19 protein-coding genes and 1 tRNA gene are annotated in these 16,276 nt (G+C 59.7%); 13 read left to right on the forward strand and 7 right to left on the reverse strand.

Going from position 1 to position 16,276, the window contains the following annotated elements:
- Positions 1-723, forward strand: a complete 723-nt coding sequence (gene phoB / locus RE429_RS24055) for a phosphate regulon transcriptional regulator PhoB (RefSeq protein WP_414475857.1) — start codon at positions 1-3, stop codon at positions 721-723.
- Positions 724-870: 147 nt separating this feature from the next.
- Here phoB and RE429_RS24060 read toward each other — a convergent pair whose 3' ends face one another.
- Positions 871-1,404: a GcrA family cell cycle regulator gene (locus RE429_RS24060; protein ID WP_414474298.1), complete on the reverse strand. Its 534-nt coding sequence runs from the start codon at positions 1,402-1,404 to the stop codon at positions 871-873.
- A gap of 500 nt (positions 1,405-1,904) precedes the next feature.
- Here RE429_RS24060 and RE429_RS24065 point away from each other — a divergent pair, with 500 nt between their 5' ends.
- The 3 genes from RE429_RS24065 to RE429_RS24075 are packed head-to-tail and all read left to right on the forward strand — an operon-like array spanning position 1,905 to position 5,022.
- The gene (locus RE429_RS24065) at positions 1,905-3,113 is read left to right on the forward strand and encodes an aspartate aminotransferase family protein (RefSeq protein WP_414474299.1); all 1,209 of its coding nucleotides are present in this window, start codon (positions 1,905-1,907) and stop codon (positions 3,111-3,113) included.
- Positions 3,110-4,036, forward strand: a complete 927-nt coding sequence (gene argF, locus RE429_RS24070; protein ID WP_414474300.1) for an ornithine carbamoyltransferase — start codon at positions 3,110-3,112, stop codon at positions 4,034-4,036. The genes RE429_RS24065 and argF overlap by 4 nt, the downstream gene beginning before the upstream one ends.
- On the forward strand, positions 4,033-5,022 hold the full coding sequence (locus RE429_RS24075; protein WP_414474301.1) for an Hsp33 family molecular chaperone: 990 nt from the start codon (positions 4,033-4,035) through the stop codon (positions 5,020-5,022). The genes argF and RE429_RS24075 overlap by 4 nt, the downstream gene beginning before the upstream one ends.
- Before the next feature lie 161 nt (positions 5,023-5,183).
- Here RE429_RS24075 and argE read toward each other — a convergent pair whose 3' ends face one another.
- Both argE and apaG read right to left on the reverse strand, forming a co-directional pair.
- Complete coding sequence (argE, locus tag RE429_RS24080) at positions 5,184-6,356, reverse strand: acetylornithine deacetylase (RefSeq protein ID WP_414474302.1); 1,173 nt, start codon at positions 6,354-6,356, stop codon at positions 5,184-5,186.
- A gap of 7 nt (positions 6,357-6,363) precedes the next feature.
- On the reverse strand, positions 6,364-6,756 hold the full coding sequence (gene apaG, locus RE429_RS24085) for a Co2+/Mg2+ efflux protein ApaG (protein WP_414474303.1): 393 nt from the start codon (positions 6,754-6,756) through the stop codon (positions 6,364-6,366).
- 287 nt (positions 6,757-7,043) lie between these two features.
- On the opposite strand from apaG, the gene RE429_RS24090 reads away from it, so the two are divergent.
- Positions 7,044-8,135 (forward strand): 2'-deoxycytidine 5'-triphosphate deaminase, encoded by a 1,092-nt coding sequence (locus RE429_RS24090; RefSeq protein ID WP_414474304.1) that lies wholly within the window; start codon positions 7,044-7,046, stop codon positions 8,133-8,135.
- 229 nt (positions 8,136-8,364) lie between these two features.
- Positions 8,365-8,439 (forward strand) — tRNA-Gly (locus RE429_RS24095).
- 87 nt (positions 8,440-8,526) lie between these two features.
- On the opposite strand, the gene RE429_RS24100 is transcribed toward RE429_RS24095, so the two are convergent.
- The 4 genes from RE429_RS24100 to RE429_RS24115 form a co-directional block, all read right to left on the reverse strand.
- A complete protein-coding gene (locus tag RE429_RS24100) occupies positions 8,527-9,750 on the reverse strand; it encodes an integrase (RefSeq protein ID WP_414474305.1) in 1,224 nt (407 codons plus the stop codon).
- Positions 9,740-10,012 carry a hypothetical protein gene (locus RE429_RS24105; protein WP_414475902.1) on the reverse strand — a complete coding sequence of 91 codons (273 nt, stop codon included), beginning with the start codon at positions 10,010-10,012 and terminating at the stop codon, positions 9,740-9,742. The genes RE429_RS24100 and RE429_RS24105 overlap by 11 nt, the downstream gene beginning before the upstream one ends.
- Before the next feature lies 1 nt (position 10,013).
- Positions 10,014-10,565, reverse strand: coding sequence for a hypothetical protein (locus tag RE429_RS24110; RefSeq protein WP_414474306.1), 552 nt, complete (start codon positions 10,563-10,565; stop codon positions 10,014-10,016).
- A gap of 260 nt (positions 10,566-10,825) precedes the next feature.
- Positions 10,826-11,290: a hypothetical protein gene (locus tag RE429_RS24115; RefSeq protein WP_414474307.1), complete on the reverse strand. Its 465-nt coding sequence runs from the start codon at positions 11,288-11,290 to the stop codon at positions 10,826-10,828.
- Between the two features lie 384 nt (positions 11,291-11,674).
- Between RE429_RS24115 and RE429_RS24120 the strand changes: the two genes are divergently transcribed.
- From RE429_RS24120 to RE429_RS24150, 7 genes are all read left to right on the forward strand, one after another.
- The gene (locus tag RE429_RS24120) at positions 11,675-12,481 is read left to right on the forward strand and encodes a hypothetical protein (protein WP_414474308.1); all 807 of its coding nucleotides are present in this window, start codon (positions 11,675-11,677) and stop codon (positions 12,479-12,481) included.
- A 147-nt stretch (positions 12,482-12,628) separates the two neighbouring features.
- Positions 12,629-13,246: a type VI secretion system-associated protein TagO gene (locus RE429_RS24125; RefSeq protein WP_414475903.1), complete on the forward strand. Its 618-nt coding sequence runs from the start codon at positions 12,629-12,631 to the stop codon at positions 13,244-13,246.
- Positions 13,247-13,319: 73 nt separating this feature from the next.
- On the forward strand, positions 13,320-13,907 hold the full coding sequence (locus RE429_RS24130; protein WP_414474309.1) for a hypothetical protein: 588 nt from the start codon (positions 13,320-13,322) through the stop codon (positions 13,905-13,907).
- Positions 13,908-14,027: 120 nt separating this feature from the next.
- Positions 14,028-14,222: a hypothetical protein gene (locus RE429_RS24135; protein WP_414474310.1), complete on the forward strand. Its 195-nt coding sequence runs from the start codon at positions 14,028-14,030 to the stop codon at positions 14,220-14,222.
- The gene (locus RE429_RS24140; protein WP_414474311.1) at positions 14,222-14,722 is read left to right on the forward strand and encodes a hypothetical protein; all 501 of its coding nucleotides are present in this window, start codon (positions 14,222-14,224) and stop codon (positions 14,720-14,722) included. Before RE429_RS24135 ends, RE429_RS24140 begins: the two co-directional genes overlap by 1 nt.
- 354 nt (positions 14,723-15,076) lie before the next feature.
- Positions 15,077-15,304 carry a hypothetical protein gene (locus RE429_RS24145; RefSeq protein ID WP_414474312.1) on the forward strand — a complete coding sequence of 76 codons (228 nt, stop codon included), beginning with the start codon at positions 15,077-15,079 and terminating at the stop codon, positions 15,302-15,304.
- Positions 15,305-15,673: 369 nt separating this feature from the next.
- Positions 15,674-16,276 carry a hypothetical protein gene (locus RE429_RS24150; RefSeq protein WP_414474313.1) on the forward strand — a complete coding sequence of 201 codons (603 nt, stop codon included), beginning with the start codon at positions 15,674-15,676 and terminating at the stop codon, positions 16,274-16,276.

Genomic DNA, 16,276 nt, shown 5'->3' on the forward strand with positions numbered 1-16,276 from the left:
ATGGGGCCTCGCGTTCTGATTGTGGAGGATGAGGAGCCGTTGACTTTGCTCCTGCGCTACAATCTCGAGGCCGAAGGCTACGAGGTCGACAGCGTATCGCGGGGGGACGAGGCCGAGATCCGGCTTCGCGAGCAGGTGCCGGATATCGTGCTGCTCGACTGGATGCTTCCGGGATTGTCCGGGATCGAGCTCTGCCGCCGCATCCGCGTCCGCCCCGAGACCGAGCGCCTGCCGGTCATCATGCTGACGGCGCGTGGCGAGGAAGGCGACCGTATCCGAGGGCTGTCCACGGGTGCGGATGATTATATCGTCAAGCCTTTCTCGGTCCCGGAACTGCTCGCACGCGTGCGGGCACTTCTGCGCCGCACGAAGCCGGCCCATATCGCGACGCTCCTGCGGGCCGGCGACATGGAACTCGACCGCGAAACCCATCGCGTGCGCCGTTCCGGCAAGGATCTTCATCTGGGTCCCACCGAATTCCGGCTGCTCGAATTCCTCATGCAGAGTCCGGGGCGCGTCTTTTCCCGCGAGCACCTGCTCAATGCGGTCTGGGGACACGACGTCTATATCGACGAGCGGACGGTGGACGTGCATGTGGGCCGTCTGCGCAAGGCCATCAACCTTCCGAGGATGCCGGATCCGATCCGGACCGTGCGCGGAGCGGGCTATTCCTTCGACGAGACCTTTGCCCGCGCCGATCAGGCCGCGAACGCGTCAGGCTGATCCGTCACGAGAGAAACGGAAAAAAGGCCGCGCTGAGAAGATCAGCGCGGCCTTTTTTCTTGAAACTCGATTCTTATCCGATGCCCCCTTCTCAGAAAGGGCGCATCGTTCTTGTGAAAAACCGGCTCCGCATTCTCGCACGATGCGCTAGGCGCGGGCGAGCTTACGCTCACGCTTGCGATCGGCCACGGGCTGATAGGCGATGCGGGCGTGGTGGGTGCAATAGGGCAGGCCCGTGATGGAACGGGCGCCGCAGAAGCGGAATTCCGGCTTCGTCGGATCACCCATGGGCCAACGGCACATGGACTCGCGCAGATCCATGATGGTGACGCGCTCGGACATCGGGATCGCCACGTCGTCCTCTTCGATCATCTCCATCGGGGCCTGCGGGGCAGGCTGGAGCGAGATGGGCGCCAGAACCACATTGCTGTGGGCCGGAGGCGCAATCGGGGCCGGTGCGCTGGGAGCGCGGGTCACCTTCCGGGCGCGAGGCGCGGCCGAGACGGGCTTCACGTCCTTGGCGCGGCCGGAGAGACCGAGGCGATGAACCTTGCCGATGACCGCGTTGCGGGTCACGTTGCCGAGTTCGGCGGCGATCTGGCTCGCGCTCAAGCCGTCGGTCCAGAGCTTCTTGAGAAGCTCGACCCGCTCATCCGTCCAAGTTGCGCCCGCATCTGTCATTTTTAAAACCTGCCTCCTCGTGGCTGCTTCTTTGAACCCGGAATCCCCTGCATCTCGCGGACAGAAAATTGATGTCCGACCGCGTTGGCAGGGTCGCTCCTGAGGGTGAAAGCCGCCGCACGAATGCTGTACTCGACTGACCCGAGGGTACAGGATGGGCGGACTCGGGCGCAAGAGTCCCGGTCCACCCCCCGCCGTTTTCCCCAAGGAACTCTCCCGGCGCATGATGCGGACCATCGCATTTCGCCGGTTCCCCCAGGCATGGGACGCCCGGAAACGGAACACGGAGTTACTTCAAGCGGTGGATTCAGCGCGCCGCCCGATATTCAGCCGGAAAATTTGCCCGTGATGGGTCAGTTCATTTCTCTTGAATTGACAGGGTCTCGCACCTCGTTAGAATCTCCGCTGTGCCGCCCCGCTTGGGCGGCGCTTTCTTTTTAAAGGCCCAAGGCCGACCTTCAGGGGCGACCTTGGGTCTCCACCAGAGGCGGAGAGATCCCGTGACATCGCCATTGCTGCCGACCTATGCGCGCGCCGAACTGTCCTTCGAGAAAGGGGAGGGGGCTTGGCTCTACGGCCGAGACGGGCAGCGATATCTCGATTTCGGGGCGGGCATCGCCGTGAACGCCCTGGGGCACGCCCATCCGCACCTTGTCGAGGCGCTGACTCTGCAGGCCTCCAAGCTCTGGCATACCTCCAACCTGTTCCAGATTCCGGAAGGTGAGCGCCTGGCCGCGCGGCTGGTGGAGAACACCTTCGCCGACGTGGTCTTCTTTTCGAATTCCGGCGCCGAGGCCAATGAGGCGGCCGTGAAGATGGCCCGCAAGTATCATCATGCCAACGGCCATCCGGAACGCTTCCGCATTGTCACGTTCGAGGGCGCGTTCCACGGCCGGACCCTTGCGACCATCGCGGCCGGCGGCCAGGCCAAATACCTGGAAGGCTTCGGCCCGAAAGTCGAAGGTTTCGACCAGGTTCCCCTCGACGATCTCGATGCGCTCAAGGCCGCAATCGGACCCGAAACGGCCGCGCTCCTGATCGAACCGATCCAGGGCGAGGGCGGTATCCGCTCGGTCGACGCGGCCTATCTGAAGGAATTGCGGGCGCTCTGCGACCGGGACGGCCTGCTCCTGATCTTCGACGAGATTCAGACCGGCGTCGGCCGCACGGGCAAGCTCTTCGCCTATGAATGGACGGGCGTGACGCCCGACATCATGTCCGTGGCCAAGGGGATCGGCGGCGGCTTCCCGCTCGGCGCCTGCCTCGCCACGCGCGAGGCCGCCAAGGGCATGACCGTGGGCACGCACGGCACCACGTTCGGGGGCAATCCGCTCGCCATGGCGGTCGGCAATGCGGTGCTCGACGTGATCCTGGCGCCCGGCTTCCTGAAGGAGGTGGAGCGCAAGGGCCTTCTTCTGAAGCAGAGGATGGCCGAGCTGAAGGATCGCCATCCTGCCGTTATTGCCGAGGTGCGCGGCTCCGGGCTCATGATGGGCCTGCGGACTGTCGTGCCCAATACCGATTTCGTCGCCGCTGCCCGGAAGCAGAAGATCATTCTGATCGGCGCCGGCGACAACGTGGTCCGGCTTCTGCCGCCGCTCATCATTTCCGATGCGGATATTTCGGAAGCCTTCGATCGTCTGGATGCCGCCTGCGCGGCGATGGAAGCTGAGCTGAAGACCCAGGCTCGGCCGGGAGCAGCTCAATGAAACCCCGTCACTTTCTCGATCTCAGCGACTTTTCGGGCGCCCAGATCCGCCACATCCTGGCGATCGGCTCCGGCATCAAGGCGAAGCGCCGCCGGGGTGAGCGTTCCAGCGACCGCCCGCTCGAGGGCAAGACGCTCGCCATGGTGTTCGACAAGCCCTCGACCCGCACCCGCGTGTCCTTCGACGTGGGCATGCGGGAGCTTGGCGGCGAAACGCTGATGCTCACGGGCAAGGAGATGCAGCTTGGCCGCGGCGAGAGCATCGCGGACACGGCGCGGGTTCTCTCGCGCTACGTGGACGCGATCATGATCCGCACCCTCGACCACGCCATGGTGACGGAGCTCGCGCAGTACGCTTCGATCCCGGTGATCAATGGGCTGACCAAGACGACGCACCCATGCCAGATCATGGCGGACGTCATGACATTCGAGGAGCATAACGGTCCGATCGAGGGCCGCACGGTCGCCTGGGTCGGCGACGCCAACAACGTGCTCGCCTCGTGGGTCCATGCCGCCGCGCGCCTGAATTTTGCGTTGAAGATCGCGTCTCCGCCGGAACTTGCTCCACGCCCGGAGCTTTTGTCCTGGGCAAAACAGGAGGGAGCGCGGATCAGCGTGACGACCGACGCATTCGAGGCGGCCGAGGGGGCAGATGCCATCGTGACCGATTGCTGGGTCTCCATGGGCGACGACGACGAGTTCCGCCGCCATAACCTGCTCAAGCCGTATCAGGTGAACAGCAGGCTGATGGGCGTGGCCGCCCAGAACGCCGTGTTCATGCATTGTCTCCCGGCACATCGCGGCGAGGAAGTGACGGATGAGGTCATGGACGGCCCGCAATCCGTGGTTTTCGATGAGGCCGAGAACCGGCTTCATGCACAAAAGGGCATCCTGGCATGGTGCCTTGGAGCAGAAAGCGCATGAGTTCAGCTTCGTTCGAGGGACACGATGACGTCGTCCTGCCCTTCGCGGTCGAGCCTCTCGACGTGCGCGGGCGCGTGGTCCGTCTCGGTCCTTCCATCGACACCATTCTGGCCCGTCACGGTTATCCCGACGTGGTCGCCCGCGTCATCGGCGAGGCGGCCGCGCTCACCGTCATGCTCGGCTCATCGCTGAAGCTCGAAGGGCGCTTCCAGCTTCAGACGAAGACCGACGGCATCATCGACATGGTCGTGGTTGACTTCAACGCGCCCGACAGGCTGCGCGCCACGGCCCGCTTCGACAAGGAGAAGCTGGAGGCTCTCGGGACCGCGACGCCGGGGACCGGCGAACTCCTCGGCTCCGGCTATCTCGCCATGACCATCGACCAGGGATCGGAGCGCAGCCGCTATCAGGGTGTCGTCGCTCTCGAGGGGCAGGGCTTCGAGGAGGCCGCGCACCAATATTTCCGTCAATCGGAGCAGATCCCGACGCAGGTGCGCCTCGCGGTGGCCGAGCAGTTCGAGAACGGACGCCAAACCTACCGCGCGGGCGGCCTGATGATCCAGTTCCTGCCGTCCTCGTCCGAGCGTCTGCGCCAGGCGGATCTCGATCCCGGCGACGTTCCGGAAGGCCACCCGTCCCACGAGCTGGGCATGCCCTCGGAGGACGATGCCTGGGTCGAGGCCAAGTCGCTGCTGGCAACGGTCGAGGACCACGAGCTCATCGATCCTGCCGTGTCGAGCGAACGGCTGCTCTACCGCCTGTTCCACGAGCGTGGCGTGCGCGTCTTCGAGGGCCAGCGCGTGCACGAGGAATGCACCTGCTCGCATGAGCGCATCATGGGCATGATGCGCCGCTTCTCTCCGGAGGATCGCCGCGACATGGTCGGCGACGACGGACGCATCGGCATCACCTGCGAATTCTGCTCGCGTTTCTATGATCTCGACCCCGCCGACGTGGAGGCCGAGATCGCCAAGACGGAAGCGTGAGGCACCGGTCGACGCGCCGAACGCCACCCGGCATCCCCGCGCAAGCGGGGATCCAGCGCGGCTGACGGTTCGGGAAAGAGCATAGGCGGCACCCGCTCGCCTCGCTCGGCATCATCAGCGACCATGGATCCCGGGATGATGGTCGATGACTGCAATTGGCCTCAGGATGCTGCGCAGGTCGCCGCCAGACGGCGCATGAAGGCCGCGCCCGCCTCCAGTTGATCCAGCGTGATGTACTCGTCCGCCTGATGCGCCTGGTCGATGGAGCCGGGGCCGCAGATGACGGTCGGGATCCCTGCCGCCTGAAAATGGCCCGCCTCCGTTCCGAACGGAACCGTCTGCGTACGGTTCTTGCCGGCAAGCCTCAGGGCGAGAGTCTCCGCGAACGATCCCGGTTCCGGCGCAAGGCCGGGCACGTGAGCATGGAGTTTCGTTTCGATGTGCCCGAAATCGCCGAAGCGATTGAGCCGCTTGAGCGCAACGTTCTGCGCGAATGCCTCGAGCCTGTCGGGGATCTCGTGGGGATCCTGGCTCGGCAGCCCGCGGAACTCCCAGTGGAACGTGCACGATTTCGAGATGATATTGCGCGCCGTGCCGCCCGAGACGACGCCCACATGCACGGTGGTGTAGGGCGGATCGAAGCGTCCGCTGATGTCTCCACGCTCCATCATCTCGTCGCCGATCCGATTGAGCTCCGCGATCAATTCGGCCGCCGTCATCACGGCGCTGGCGCCGAGATAGGGCTTGGACGAATGGGCCTCCAATCCGTGCACCGTCGTCGTGAAGGTCACCACGCTCTTATGCGCATCGACGACCTCCAGCATCGTCGGTTCGCCGACGATCACGGCCTTCGGCAGGGGCAGATCCTGGCCGAAGCGGCGGATGGTGTCGACGACGCCCAGGCATGTCGTCTCCTCGTCGTAGGAGAGCATGATGTGGATCGGCGTCTTGAGGTCGGCCGCCTGAAATTCCGGGATCAATGCGAGCGCCAGCGCGTCGAAGGCCTTCATGTCCACGGCGCCGCGCCCATAGGCGCGCCCGTTCTCGATGCGCAGCGTGAACGGATCCGACGTCCAGGGCTGCCCGGCGACGGGCACCACGTCCGTATGGCCCGACAATACGACGCCGCCCGTGTCCTGCGGCCCGATGGTGGCATAGAGCGCGGCCTTGTCGCCGGTCTCGTTCGGGACGCGCACGAACGGCACGTTCCAGCTCCTGAGATAGGCCTCCACGAAGTCGATGAGCGCAAGGTTCGACTTCGCGCTTTCGGTATCGAAAGCGACAAGCTTCGCGAGCATTTCAAGCGGCGTGACCCGCTGACCGTTGGGAGACATGAAAACCTCAGTGCAGCACGCGCTTGCCGCGCGGCATGTCGAGTGAAAAGGCGGGAATGGCGGCGTCGAAGGTCTCGCCGGTTGCGGTTTCCATCGCGTAGCTGCCCTGCATGGTGCCGCTCGGAGTCGTCAGCGGGCAACCGCTGGTATAGCTGTAGCTCTCGCCCGGGCCGAGCACCGGCTCCTCGCCGACCACCCCGACCCCGCGCACTTCCTGCACGCGGCCCTGCTCGTCGGTGATGCGCCAGTAACGGGCGCGCAGCTGCACGCGTTCCAGGCCCAGGTTGATGATCTCCACCGTGTAGGCGAAGAAGTAGCGGTTCTCGTCGGGCGAGGATTCTTCCGGCATGTAGCGGGGTGTCACGGTCACGCTGATGCCGCGGGTGACGGCCTTGTACATGAGTGGTCCCTTGGCCAGTGATGGAATGTCGGGCCCTCGTCGTAAGGCCGCCTTCAGGCTCCGTCAATCGATGCTGAAGGGGGCCTCCTCCCGAACGCGTCCGGCGCGGGTTCGGTCCCGCGCCGTTGCCGGATTAACCTTCACGCGCTCGGTCGACCCGGCAGGGCTGGCCTTGCGGCCTTTTCCCGACGACAATGGTGAAACGGATCGGGAATTCCGTTACACGGCTCCGACAGCTAAGCTAAGAACACTCGAAGAGGGGCTCCGAGCCCTTGGAAGATAAGGTCATGGTCGCGTTGAAGGACGGAATCCAATCGGCTGATGCCATCAGGCGCCTCGCGGAAGCGGGCGTGATCAAACCGGAGACGCCCTTCGCGTCCGATCAGGTCCAGCCTGCGAGCCTCGATCTGAGGCTGGGCCGTCGGGCCTACCGGGTCCGCGCCAGCTTCCTGCCGGGCCGCAACCATACGGTCCGGGACCGCCTGGCGCAGCTGAGCTTCCACGAGATCGATCTCTCCGCAGGCGCCATCCTGGAGACGGGCAGCGTCTATATCGCCGAACTGCAGGAAAGCCTTTCCCTGCCCGACGGTCTGTCGGCGGCCGCGAACCCCAAGAGCTCGACGGGCCGCATCGACGTGTTCACCCGGGTGATCACCGACCGCAGCCAGGAATTCGACACGATCGGCACGGGCTATGCGGGTCCGCTCTATGCGGAGATCTCGCCCCGCACCTTCCCGGTCCTGGTCAGGACCGGCACCCGCCTGTCGCAATTGCGCCTGCGCAAGGGCGAGGTCCGCTTGAGCGACGCGGATCTTCATGCCCTTCACCGGCGAGAACGGATCGTCACCTCCACCGAGCCGTCGATCCAGGACGGCGTCGCCGTGAGCGTCGATCTGGCCGGCTTCGGCTCGGACAGGCTCATCGGCTATCGCGCCAAGCGCCATACGGGCCTCGTGGACGTGGACAAGCCGGCTTCCTGCCGGATCGCCGATTTCTGGGAGCCGCTCTATGCGGATGCCTCCCGGACGCTGATCCTCGATCCGGGTCAGTTCTATATCCTGGCTTCGAAGGAGGCGGTGCACGTGCCGCCGGATTATGCCGCCGAGATGGTGCCTTTCGACCCCCTCGTCGGCGAGTTCCGCGTTCACTATGCGGGCTTCTTCGATCCGGGCTTCGGCCATGCCGGCGCAGGAGGAGAGGGGGCCCGCGCGGTCCTCGAGGTCCGCTCCCGCGATGTGCCCTTCATCCTGGAGGACGGCCAGATCGTCGGGCGGCTCGTCTACGAGCGCATGGCCGAACGCCCTCAGGTGCTCTACGGGTCGGGGGCAGGCTCCAATTATCAGGCGCAAGGGCTGAAGCTGTCGAAGCACTTCCGGTAGACCGGACCGCAACGAGGGCCCGGCTGGGACACGATCCTTTCCGTCGGGGCGAGCGGCCCCTCGCCCCGAAGCGACTGCGAGACGGTGCCTCTCGGTCAAGTCGGCCCGAAAAGGAGCGCCCTGCACGGAAGGGATGAGAATTTTCAACCACCACGGCGGCATGGTCCTGACACAGAGTACCGTTTGGACTTGACGAACCACCCCAGAAGCATTGTAAACAAAGCTTCAGGCGGGCGTAGTTCAGAGGTAGAACGTCAGCTTCCCAAGCTGAATGTCGTGGGTTCGATTCCCATCGCCCGCTCCATCCATCTTCTTGATGGATAAGGCTTTTCGACGTCCTGCCACTGAACTCGTGTTCCCCACGTTCCTCGTCGCGTTCCTCATAGGCTGTTCAGGCCCTGTTCTTCGCGGTGCGGAGGCCGATTCGAAGCTCGGCTACTTTCCGCGATTTCCCGACCGCGCCCCGCGAATAGCGAACCGTTGTCGAAACCTGCGCATGGGCTGCCGTCGACCGGATATGGTCCAGGTCTGCCCCTGCATCTTCTGCTTCCGTGATTGCTCCGGCCCTGGCGTCCATGTTCCACACGTAGTCCGGGATGCCTGCCGCTCTGGCCACGATGCGCCACTCTCGGCCATAGGCGGACTCCGCATAGGGGCGCCCAGCTGTCTCATCAATGATGATCGGTCCCACCCGCTTCTCAGGCGGGATCAACTCCAAACAGCGGAGTACAAGAGGGCAAAATTTAAGATCATGCGCAGAGATTTGACCCGTTTTCGTGGTCACTTTCCGGAGCACCAAATCGGCCGGAATGTCACTCCAGGTAAGGCCATTCACCCAGCGCCGCCCATTTAGGACGATCCCGGTAGGCTCTTGACCTTCGGGAATTGGCTCCCACTCACCAATTACGTCCTTTTGACGAAGCGCTGTATCGAATTGGAAAGCAGTGCCGAGAGCCAGAGAGATCCGGCCCATTTCGATTGCCTTTGGAACGAAGGCCTCGACGTGCTCTAGGTCCATAGCGATACGGCGCCTACCGGGTTGGGTGAACCGTGCCGGGGCTAGGATCTCACAAAGGCGCTTACACTCGTGGATCTCCACCATGACCCCGAAGGCGAATAGTTCTCGAAGCTTCTTGATTAGCCCATACGCCTTGCGGACCCGCTCCGGCCCGCCTGGCGCTTTAGGCTTCTTGGCCTCATCGTACCACCGGTAGAAGTCCTCGATCTTGAGGGCAGAAAGGGTTCGCTTGCCAAATGCCTTCTCGATGATCCTGAGGGTATAGACATCCTTATGGCGAGTGTTGTGCTTCATCCTTAGAAACGGGCTTGCTGGATGTGTCTGGTACTTGCGAGACAGGCTCAGCAGCGTTCCATCAAAGCGATTCAGATCCCGTTTACGGCTAGCGGACCACTCAAGCATCTCTGCCTGATACCGAAGGCATGCCGAACTAATCAGTGGATGGTGATCTCTATCGCTTAGATCATAGGGGAGGGGGATCGTCTTGGGCTCGTAGCCAGCCTTCACAAGATCCGCCCGGGCGACCCAATAGAGTTTCACAGTTCCGTTCTTCCTAGGCCTCGGTTTGAGCCCAGGTGCTTCCAATTCAAATTGCATTGAGGTTTTCCTCTCCATCTGGTTGGGAGGCCTCAATGGTAGACAGACCATAGCGGCGGTTGAAATAGGCGCATACAGCGGGCCAGAACCTTCCACCCATCATCGGGTCGATCGGGGGTAGGCCATCGCGCTCCAGCACTTTGGACTTTGCGCGCCACTCCTTTGGATCTTGGCTAAGCCGGCGCGCGATCTCCTCCTCACAGGGAAAGAGCCCCCCTAGCTTCCGTGCTTCAGCCTCGGTGAATGGTTTGCGACTTGGCATATCAAAGCCCACCATCTTCAGGATAAAGCTTCTGAGCGACATCGATGATAATCTTGTTAGTATCTACAACTAACACTGGACCTTGATGCCACGCGAAATTCGATAACTCATGTCTCTCAATAAGCAGAGCTTCGCTTTGTTCTCCATTAACCTTCCGGAATATAGTAATCATCTCTTCTATATTTTCAGGCCAGAATTTCAGATCAGCCCTCAAATGCTCCTCTGTGGCAAGCAAGGCCTCGTGGTGGCTATCCACCAAGCCTGACAAAAAAGCCAAGGCGAGCGAGAATGCTTGATGAGGCGGAAGGCCAAATTCTACTAGCTTTGATCCGAGGCCCACGAGGAACACGTCGAACCCGCTGTATCCTCGCTTCCGCGCCTTTCCTGGCGCCTCGACAGTCGCAAAAAATACCTTGCGATTGGCCCAATTCTGTAGGGTGACCGCAGGCACTCCAGTCGCCCGGATCAAATCACGTTGAGTGAGAAACTCGTCTCTGGGCCAGAGCTTCAGCCAAGCTTCTTCAACACGGTTCATGCGGACCACCAATGTCATCTGACATTCTTTGTAGGCAGAGGCGGATGAATGTCAAATGACATTCGTTTTCCTATTCTGGTCCTCCCCAAAATTGTGCTTCAAGCGATCGATATCGGACTTCCGCGCTGTGAGGGGCGACGTGCGCCCATTGATCTTGCGGGCTGGAATGATGCCCTTAGCGGCCCATCGCCGAGCGGTATGCTCAGAGACGCCAAGGGATTTTCCAATCAGCTTGGCACCCCGGAGGAGACGATCATTGCTCATGGTTCGTCCCTTCATCACTCATCGTCGTCTCGGGGCCCAACGGTGTAGGCCTCCTGCTCAAGCTCATGGATAACACGCGCCCGGGTGAACTTCAGGAACCACTCACGGACCGACACGATGTCCATGCCGCTCATCATTTCAGCGTTTTTGTCAAACTGATCAGACGGCATCCAAACAGGACTACCCATTGACGTGGTGACGTGGACCACCCGCTCAGCCTCAGGATACTGCGCAAGCAGGGTGCGGAGGCCGCAAGCGGTAGCCCCAGCAGCCCGCGGGACCATTCCTTCATCCAGCAGTCGCCCATAGATCCGAAGCGTCACGATGTCGTTCACGTCAAAGAGCCTGGTCGACCCGCGAACAGTCGCCGGAGCACAGGGATAGAACCCTTCTGCAACAGCCTCATTGAAACGCTGTCGGTTGACCATCGCGATCTCAGTCGCGAGAGCCGTGCGAGCCTTGTACTTGGGAAGGACCATGCCTCAATCTCCTATTGGATATTCAATAGGTTTAAGGCAACCAATCGGAAAAACAATTACTTTCCGCTATGTAAACTGAAAGTTATTGAATTTTCCACAGGTAACACTCGCGCTGCCACCGATAGCCTCAGCAGAACCCGAACGATAGCTAGCATGATTGTCTCTTCGTTTGGGTCCCTTCATCGGCCTCGCGACATGCGCGGGGTTATTGACGAGGTGATGCGAGACCACCCCCAAATCCCGTCTCCTCCCAGAGATGAACCGGCTAATAATTGCCGACCGGCTGAAGCGCGAAACATATCTAGAAAAAGACTAAAGTCTTAGGATGCCACAGGATGATTTTCGGTCATTCTGAAGCCAGCATTACGAGGAGGGGGGCTCAGCATGACCGTTATTGTATCCGTCAAAATCAATGATGGCATTGTGCTTGCATCAGACAGTGCAGCGACCTTCGGTACGGGCCAGATTTATCACCATGCAGAGAAGATCGTGAACCTCGTAAAAGGACTTCCGATTGGAGCGATGGTTACTGGCGCTGGCGGAATTGGTTCAGAGTCAATCACTACAATCTTGAAAGATCTTAGGAAGAGGCTTTCAGGAAGTGATACGAACTTCAAGGAATGGACGCTCAATCGGGAGCACTATTCCATGCACGAGGTTGCTTCGAGAGTTGCAGAAATTTTGCAAGAAAAGAGTACGCCTGAGGTCAGCATGCAGCTTCGAATTGCAGGCTACGGCAGTGGCCGGCCTTTGCCTGAACTGTGGGATCTTGTAATCCGCGAAGGGCAGTTTCACGATCTCTTCTGTGTACGTGATGAGCAAGGATGGGGTGTTAATTGGGACGGAGACTATGAAGCGCTGAACCGCCTCATTCTCGGCTTCCCGGTGGATTTCGGCCAGGTCGTTAAAAATCTCGGAGTTCCAGACGAACGGACGGCAGATGTTCAGAAAGTCGCCGGCGAATTATACAACCATATGGCGCTGCCTTCGATGCCGATCCACGACGCCATCGATCTGGCTCGATACCTAGTAGAGACCACGATCGGGTTCATGCGTTTTTCGGTTTTTCGCCAGCCGAAGACTGTCGGCGGCCCTATCGAGATCGCAGCTATCACCAAGCATGAAGGCTTCCGGTGGATCCAGCGAAAGCATTTTTATAAGCGCGAATTGAACCTTTCTGATCCTGACTAACATCCTGGTTCACTGGGCCTAAATTACCCGAAAACTCACCGATAAACGCCAGCGCCATAAAGGTTTGAGGGTAGTGATTCCATACCCCAATCTACCTCTCTGTTGTGATTCTCGTTGAGAACGGGGAAGAACATCCTCAAATTGGCTGTGACCTGCTGGGGGCTGGTGATGCATCGGTATTTTCTTATTGGGCTGCTCGGCCTCATGCCACTGTCGGCCTATGCTCAGGATCCGAGAACCTGTGCTGCTCTGTCAGAAGATAAGGTCCGGCTTGAGTGCTACGACCTTGTTCACCGCAAGACTGCCAAAGTAACGAACGCCAGCAAATGGCAGGTCGTAGAAGAAAAGTCCCGATTGGATGATTCCCGAGAGGTGGCCCTGTCGGTCGCATCCGTTGCCGCTATCCGCGGGAAGTATGGACAGGAAAAGTACGGAACGCTGGTGATTATCTGCCGGGAAAGAGCAACTCACATATACTTCGCATTCGGCGATCATTTTATGTCCAGCCTAGGTAGCGCCGGCAGGGTAAGCACTAGGGTCGACACGAATACCCCAAAAACTTTGCCCATGCGCGAGTCGAATGACCATAGCGCTCTAGGCCTGTGGGAGAGGTCATCAGCAATACCTTTCATCAAAGATCTCTTCGGCGGGAAGTCGCTCTACGTCCGAGCGGTGCCCTATAATGAGTCGGCTATTGAGTTGGATTTCCCGATCGCAGGAGTTGAGGACGCTATCAAGCCGCTCCGTGAAGCCTGCAAGTGGTGACATTTAGAGATTGTTAACCGTCTCGCTCAACACTCCACCCCGGGGGCGCCGCACACCTGATGGAGCAGGCGGGATGACTGATTTGCTGGCCGATGACGATGATGGGTTCGTCGAGAACTCCGACCGCGCACCGAAATACATGGGCTATAATAGGGAATTGGCCTCGTCATATGACGAGTACGACGAGCTTCCGACCTACCTGAAGCTGATGCCGCTTCCCGAGTTCTTGGACTACCTGAAGCCAGGGGAGGTGTTCTTTGGTGCGGACGTCCTGTTCGACATCGAGGGCTTCGCCCGGTCGGACCTGTTCATGTCGATCTACGTGCGAACGGCTCACGATTATAAGGACTACTTCCCGCTGATCCGGCTTGGCTTGGACGGTCCAGTTATCGACGCCATCATCGACGATAAAATCAGCAAAGGAAAGAATCCCTACAGAGTAAGCAAGGATCTATCAAAGCCGAAAGGGACTATGTACAGTAAGGGCGCCTTTCGATCCCTGATGGCCTTTCTCGAGCGCGAGCTACCCCAGCGTGGGTTCAAGGGCATATTCTTGGAGCAGGTTCATAACGAGATCCTCCAGTCAGTTGCCCTTCGATATGGCTTCGAACGTCTGATAAAGCCGACCAACATTTGCTTCATCAAGCATTTCGCAGCCTAGCCCACACGAACAAGGCTTGGCAGCCTTGTAGGCTAATTCCGGGCCGCCATCGGCTTGAGGGATTCCGATCGAGGGCCTAGCAAGCTACCATCCGCCCAAATCGTGATTCTGAAAGGGCAGATGGTGACAGCGCTGCACGATAAGGAGATCGAGGCCAAGGCCCGCGCCATGATGCGCGAGACGATCGGGCGCTCGGGCTGGTACCCAGCTTTGAGCGGGAAGGCGCGCCGGGAACTCATTGAGCGGGATGTGGAGCGGCACTGGCACCTGATGATCCCGGGCGCGTGCAAGAGACTGGAGCAGAGGGGTGGGTGATGAAACCAAACGTGGTCCCCATGCCTCCAGGCATTCGTGCTTGGAAGTATCGTAGCGAGGCGCGATCTTACGCTCAAGCCGCACGGGTGCTCGGGCGCGAATATCCGGACCAGATGCTCAGGCCGAGATACTTTCTGCTCTGCCACGCGCTGGAGCTAGCCCTGAAGTCATTCCTCGCGGCGCATGGGGCCGACAACAAAGCGCTAAGGCAGATCAGCCATGACCTTAGTGCTGCATACGATCAGGCGAAGGTAAAACCCGGATTTCCTATATCTGACAAATTACTTCAAACGCTCGTCGAGCTGATGTCGCCTGAGCACGAAGGATACTGGTTCCGGTACCCTGGAGCGCCATACGTGGAACTTCCGAAAAGCGACCAATGCTGCGACGTCATTGATGAGTTTCTCAAACAGACCCAAGGTGTTGTCGTGGGCGCATACAAACAAGCCCACCTCGATTTGGAAGCGCAAAATCTCGAGTATGATCCGGAGCTGGAGTAGACGGGCGCAGCCCTTCGTCCCATGAACTTGCTCGGGTCTTTGGGCTGCATTGAGCGCAATTGAGTGCACATGAAAAAGGCCGGGCAGCTTTGCGAGCTGACCCCGGCCTCATCGATATCTTAGGTATGACAACGGCAGGAGCGACGGAGGTGCGCTCTGGCAAAGATAACGCATAGCGCTTATAACTGACGCAGCCCTATTACACTCCCTGCCCATTTGAGAGGCACTGTCTTGTCTAGTCTACCAGAAGCCTTGGCATCCCACATCGATCCGCTTCGCACAGCCGTGCAAAACGCGAACACCGTCAACGCCAAACTGCTCTGGCGGAACTCAGAGGCATATGTGCGGAATGCCATGGCCTATGTGAGGGCCACTCCGGAGATGACCGAAGCGGCGCATGAGGCTGTGCGGACGTGTCGAGATTACGCAGAGGAACTTGAGCGGCCCTTCCCAACGGGAGAGAGCGCGAAGGCACTCGAAAATGCGAAGCAGATGGCCCTGATTGCCATTGATGAGTTGGTCGACCGGCTCGGCAGCGCTCGGCCCAACGACGAGGCCGTCGCCTTGGGGATCGGTTGGTGACGGCTCACGCGAGGAGTCCCTGTGGATTGCTCCTTCAGACAGTCGACGAAAGCAATTCAGCAGCCCGCTCTGCTCCATAGGTCTGCTCTGCCGCTGCCACGAAAGTCGGCCAGAACTCATCATCCGATGACAGGTATTCGGCCGCGTCCTAGATGGCTTATACTTGGGGTGGGAAGCCCAATTGTGCTGTCCGCGAGGGCAGGAGCCCTGTGAGCCCATCTCGGCTAGCGCTTAGCCTTCGGCCCCACATAAAAATCTGGGAAATTTCAGGTTTAACCATTGGCCACGATCCATAATGGACGAGATCTAGACTTTTTGCTCCCCCGCTGCCATTCCCTGACCAGATTCCTAATTCGTCGGGGGCGACATATGAAGCTTGAACATTGGAGCGAGCTAAGATCAATCGGTAACTCGCGTATTGTCCAGTTGGCAGGTATAATACCAGTTGTCGGGTATATGATCCTGTTCAATGAGACGCTTCTTGAGCTTATCAAAAGCTCACCGTTTTATGTTCCGAGCTCAATTGACCTTATTGAGTCTCCGCACGCTAGCTTCCTAGACAAGCTAAACTCGTTAAGGCTGTATGCGCTTTACTTCGGATTTTTTATAATTGGCATTGCTTCGTTGGTGTACCAATGGAAGTGTCCGAGCCTCGTAAAAAAGTATGCAGACGTTGATGACTTCATCATTGCAACGACAGGTTTTTATCGTGAGCGAGATTACCTTTTAGCGCAGAAGGCAACGATCGAACTCGGCAATAATGATACACGTCAGCTAGATGCCGCGAAGGCTGAATCCCAAACGACTATTCTGCGTCTCTATTACGATGCAGAGGACAGGGCGCAGACTGATTGGAGAACTCTTGCTGGATTCTGCTACGGCATAGGCTTCGTCATTGTCGCCGTGCCATCAGCACTTGCATTCTTGCGAATTTGTCAGTCTTTTTGGGCAGCACTCATCCGCATAATCTAA

Source organism: Microvirga sp. M2, from assembly GCF_047497095.1.
Classification (GTDB): domain Bacteria; phylum Pseudomonadota; class Alphaproteobacteria; order Rhizobiales; family Beijerinckiaceae; genus Microvirga.

What these genes read in the sequence shown, in the direction of transcription:
- RE429_RS24145 (WP_414474312.1), top strand. Translation starts at nt 15,077, where the DNA reads ATGGCCTATGTGAGGGCCACTCCGGAGATGACCGAAGCGGCGCATGAG.
- apaG (WP_414474303.1), bottom strand. Translation starts at nt 6,756, where the DNA reads ATGTACAAGGCCGTCACCCGCGGCATCAGCGTGACCGTGACACCCCGC.
- phoB (WP_414475857.1), top strand. Translation starts at nt 1, where the DNA reads ATGGGGCCTCGCGTTCTGATTGTGGAGGATGAGGAGCCGTTGACTTTG.
- RE429_RS24060 (WP_414474298.1), bottom strand. Translation starts at nt 1,404, where the DNA reads ATGACAGATGCGGGCGCAACTTGGACGGATGAGCGGGTCGAGCTTCTC.
- argF (WP_414474300.1), top strand. Translation starts at nt 3,110, where the DNA reads ATGAAACCCCGTCACTTTCTCGATCTCAGCGACTTTTCGGGCGCCCAG.
- RE429_RS24120 (WP_414474308.1), top strand. Translation starts at nt 11,675, where the DNA reads ATGACCGTTATTGTATCCGTCAAAATCAATGATGGCATTGTGCTTGCA.
- RE429_RS24115 (WP_414474307.1), bottom strand. Translation starts at nt 11,290, where the DNA reads ATGGTCCTTCCCAAGTACAAGGCTCGCACGGCTCTCGCGACTGAGATC.
- RE429_RS24150 (WP_414474313.1), top strand. Translation starts at nt 15,674, where the DNA reads ATGAAGCTTGAACATTGGAGCGAGCTAAGATCAATCGGTAACTCGCGT.
- RE429_RS24100 (WP_414474305.1), bottom strand. Translation starts at nt 9,750, where the DNA reads ATGCAATTTGAATTGGAAGCACCTGGGCTCAAACCGAGGCCTAGGAAG.
- RE429_RS24130 (WP_414474309.1), top strand. Translation starts at nt 13,320, where the DNA reads ATGACTGATTTGCTGGCCGATGACGATGATGGGTTCGTCGAGAACTCC.
- argE (WP_414474302.1), bottom strand. Translation starts at nt 6,356, where the DNA reads ATGTCTCCCAACGGTCAGCGGGTCACGCCGCTTGAAATGCTCGCGAAG.
- RE429_RS24105 (WP_414475902.1), bottom strand. Translation starts at nt 10,012, where the DNA reads ATGCCAAGTCGCAAACCATTCACCGAGGCTGAAGCACGGAAGCTAGGG.
- RE429_RS24075 (WP_414474301.1), top strand. Translation starts at nt 4,033, where the DNA reads ATGAGTTCAGCTTCGTTCGAGGGACACGATGACGTCGTCCTGCCCTTC.
- RE429_RS24135 (WP_414474310.1), top strand. Translation starts at nt 14,028, where the DNA reads ATGGTGACAGCGCTGCACGATAAGGAGATCGAGGCCAAGGCCCGCGCC.
- RE429_RS24090 (WP_414474304.1), top strand. Translation starts at nt 7,044, where the DNA reads ATGGTCGCGTTGAAGGACGGAATCCAATCGGCTGATGCCATCAGGCGC.
- RE429_RS24110 (WP_414474306.1), bottom strand. Translation starts at nt 10,565, where the DNA reads ATGACATTGGTGGTCCGCATGAACCGTGTTGAAGAAGCTTGGCTGAAG.
- RE429_RS24140 (WP_414474311.1), top strand. Translation starts at nt 14,222, where the DNA reads ATGAAACCAAACGTGGTCCCCATGCCTCCAGGCATTCGTGCTTGGAAG.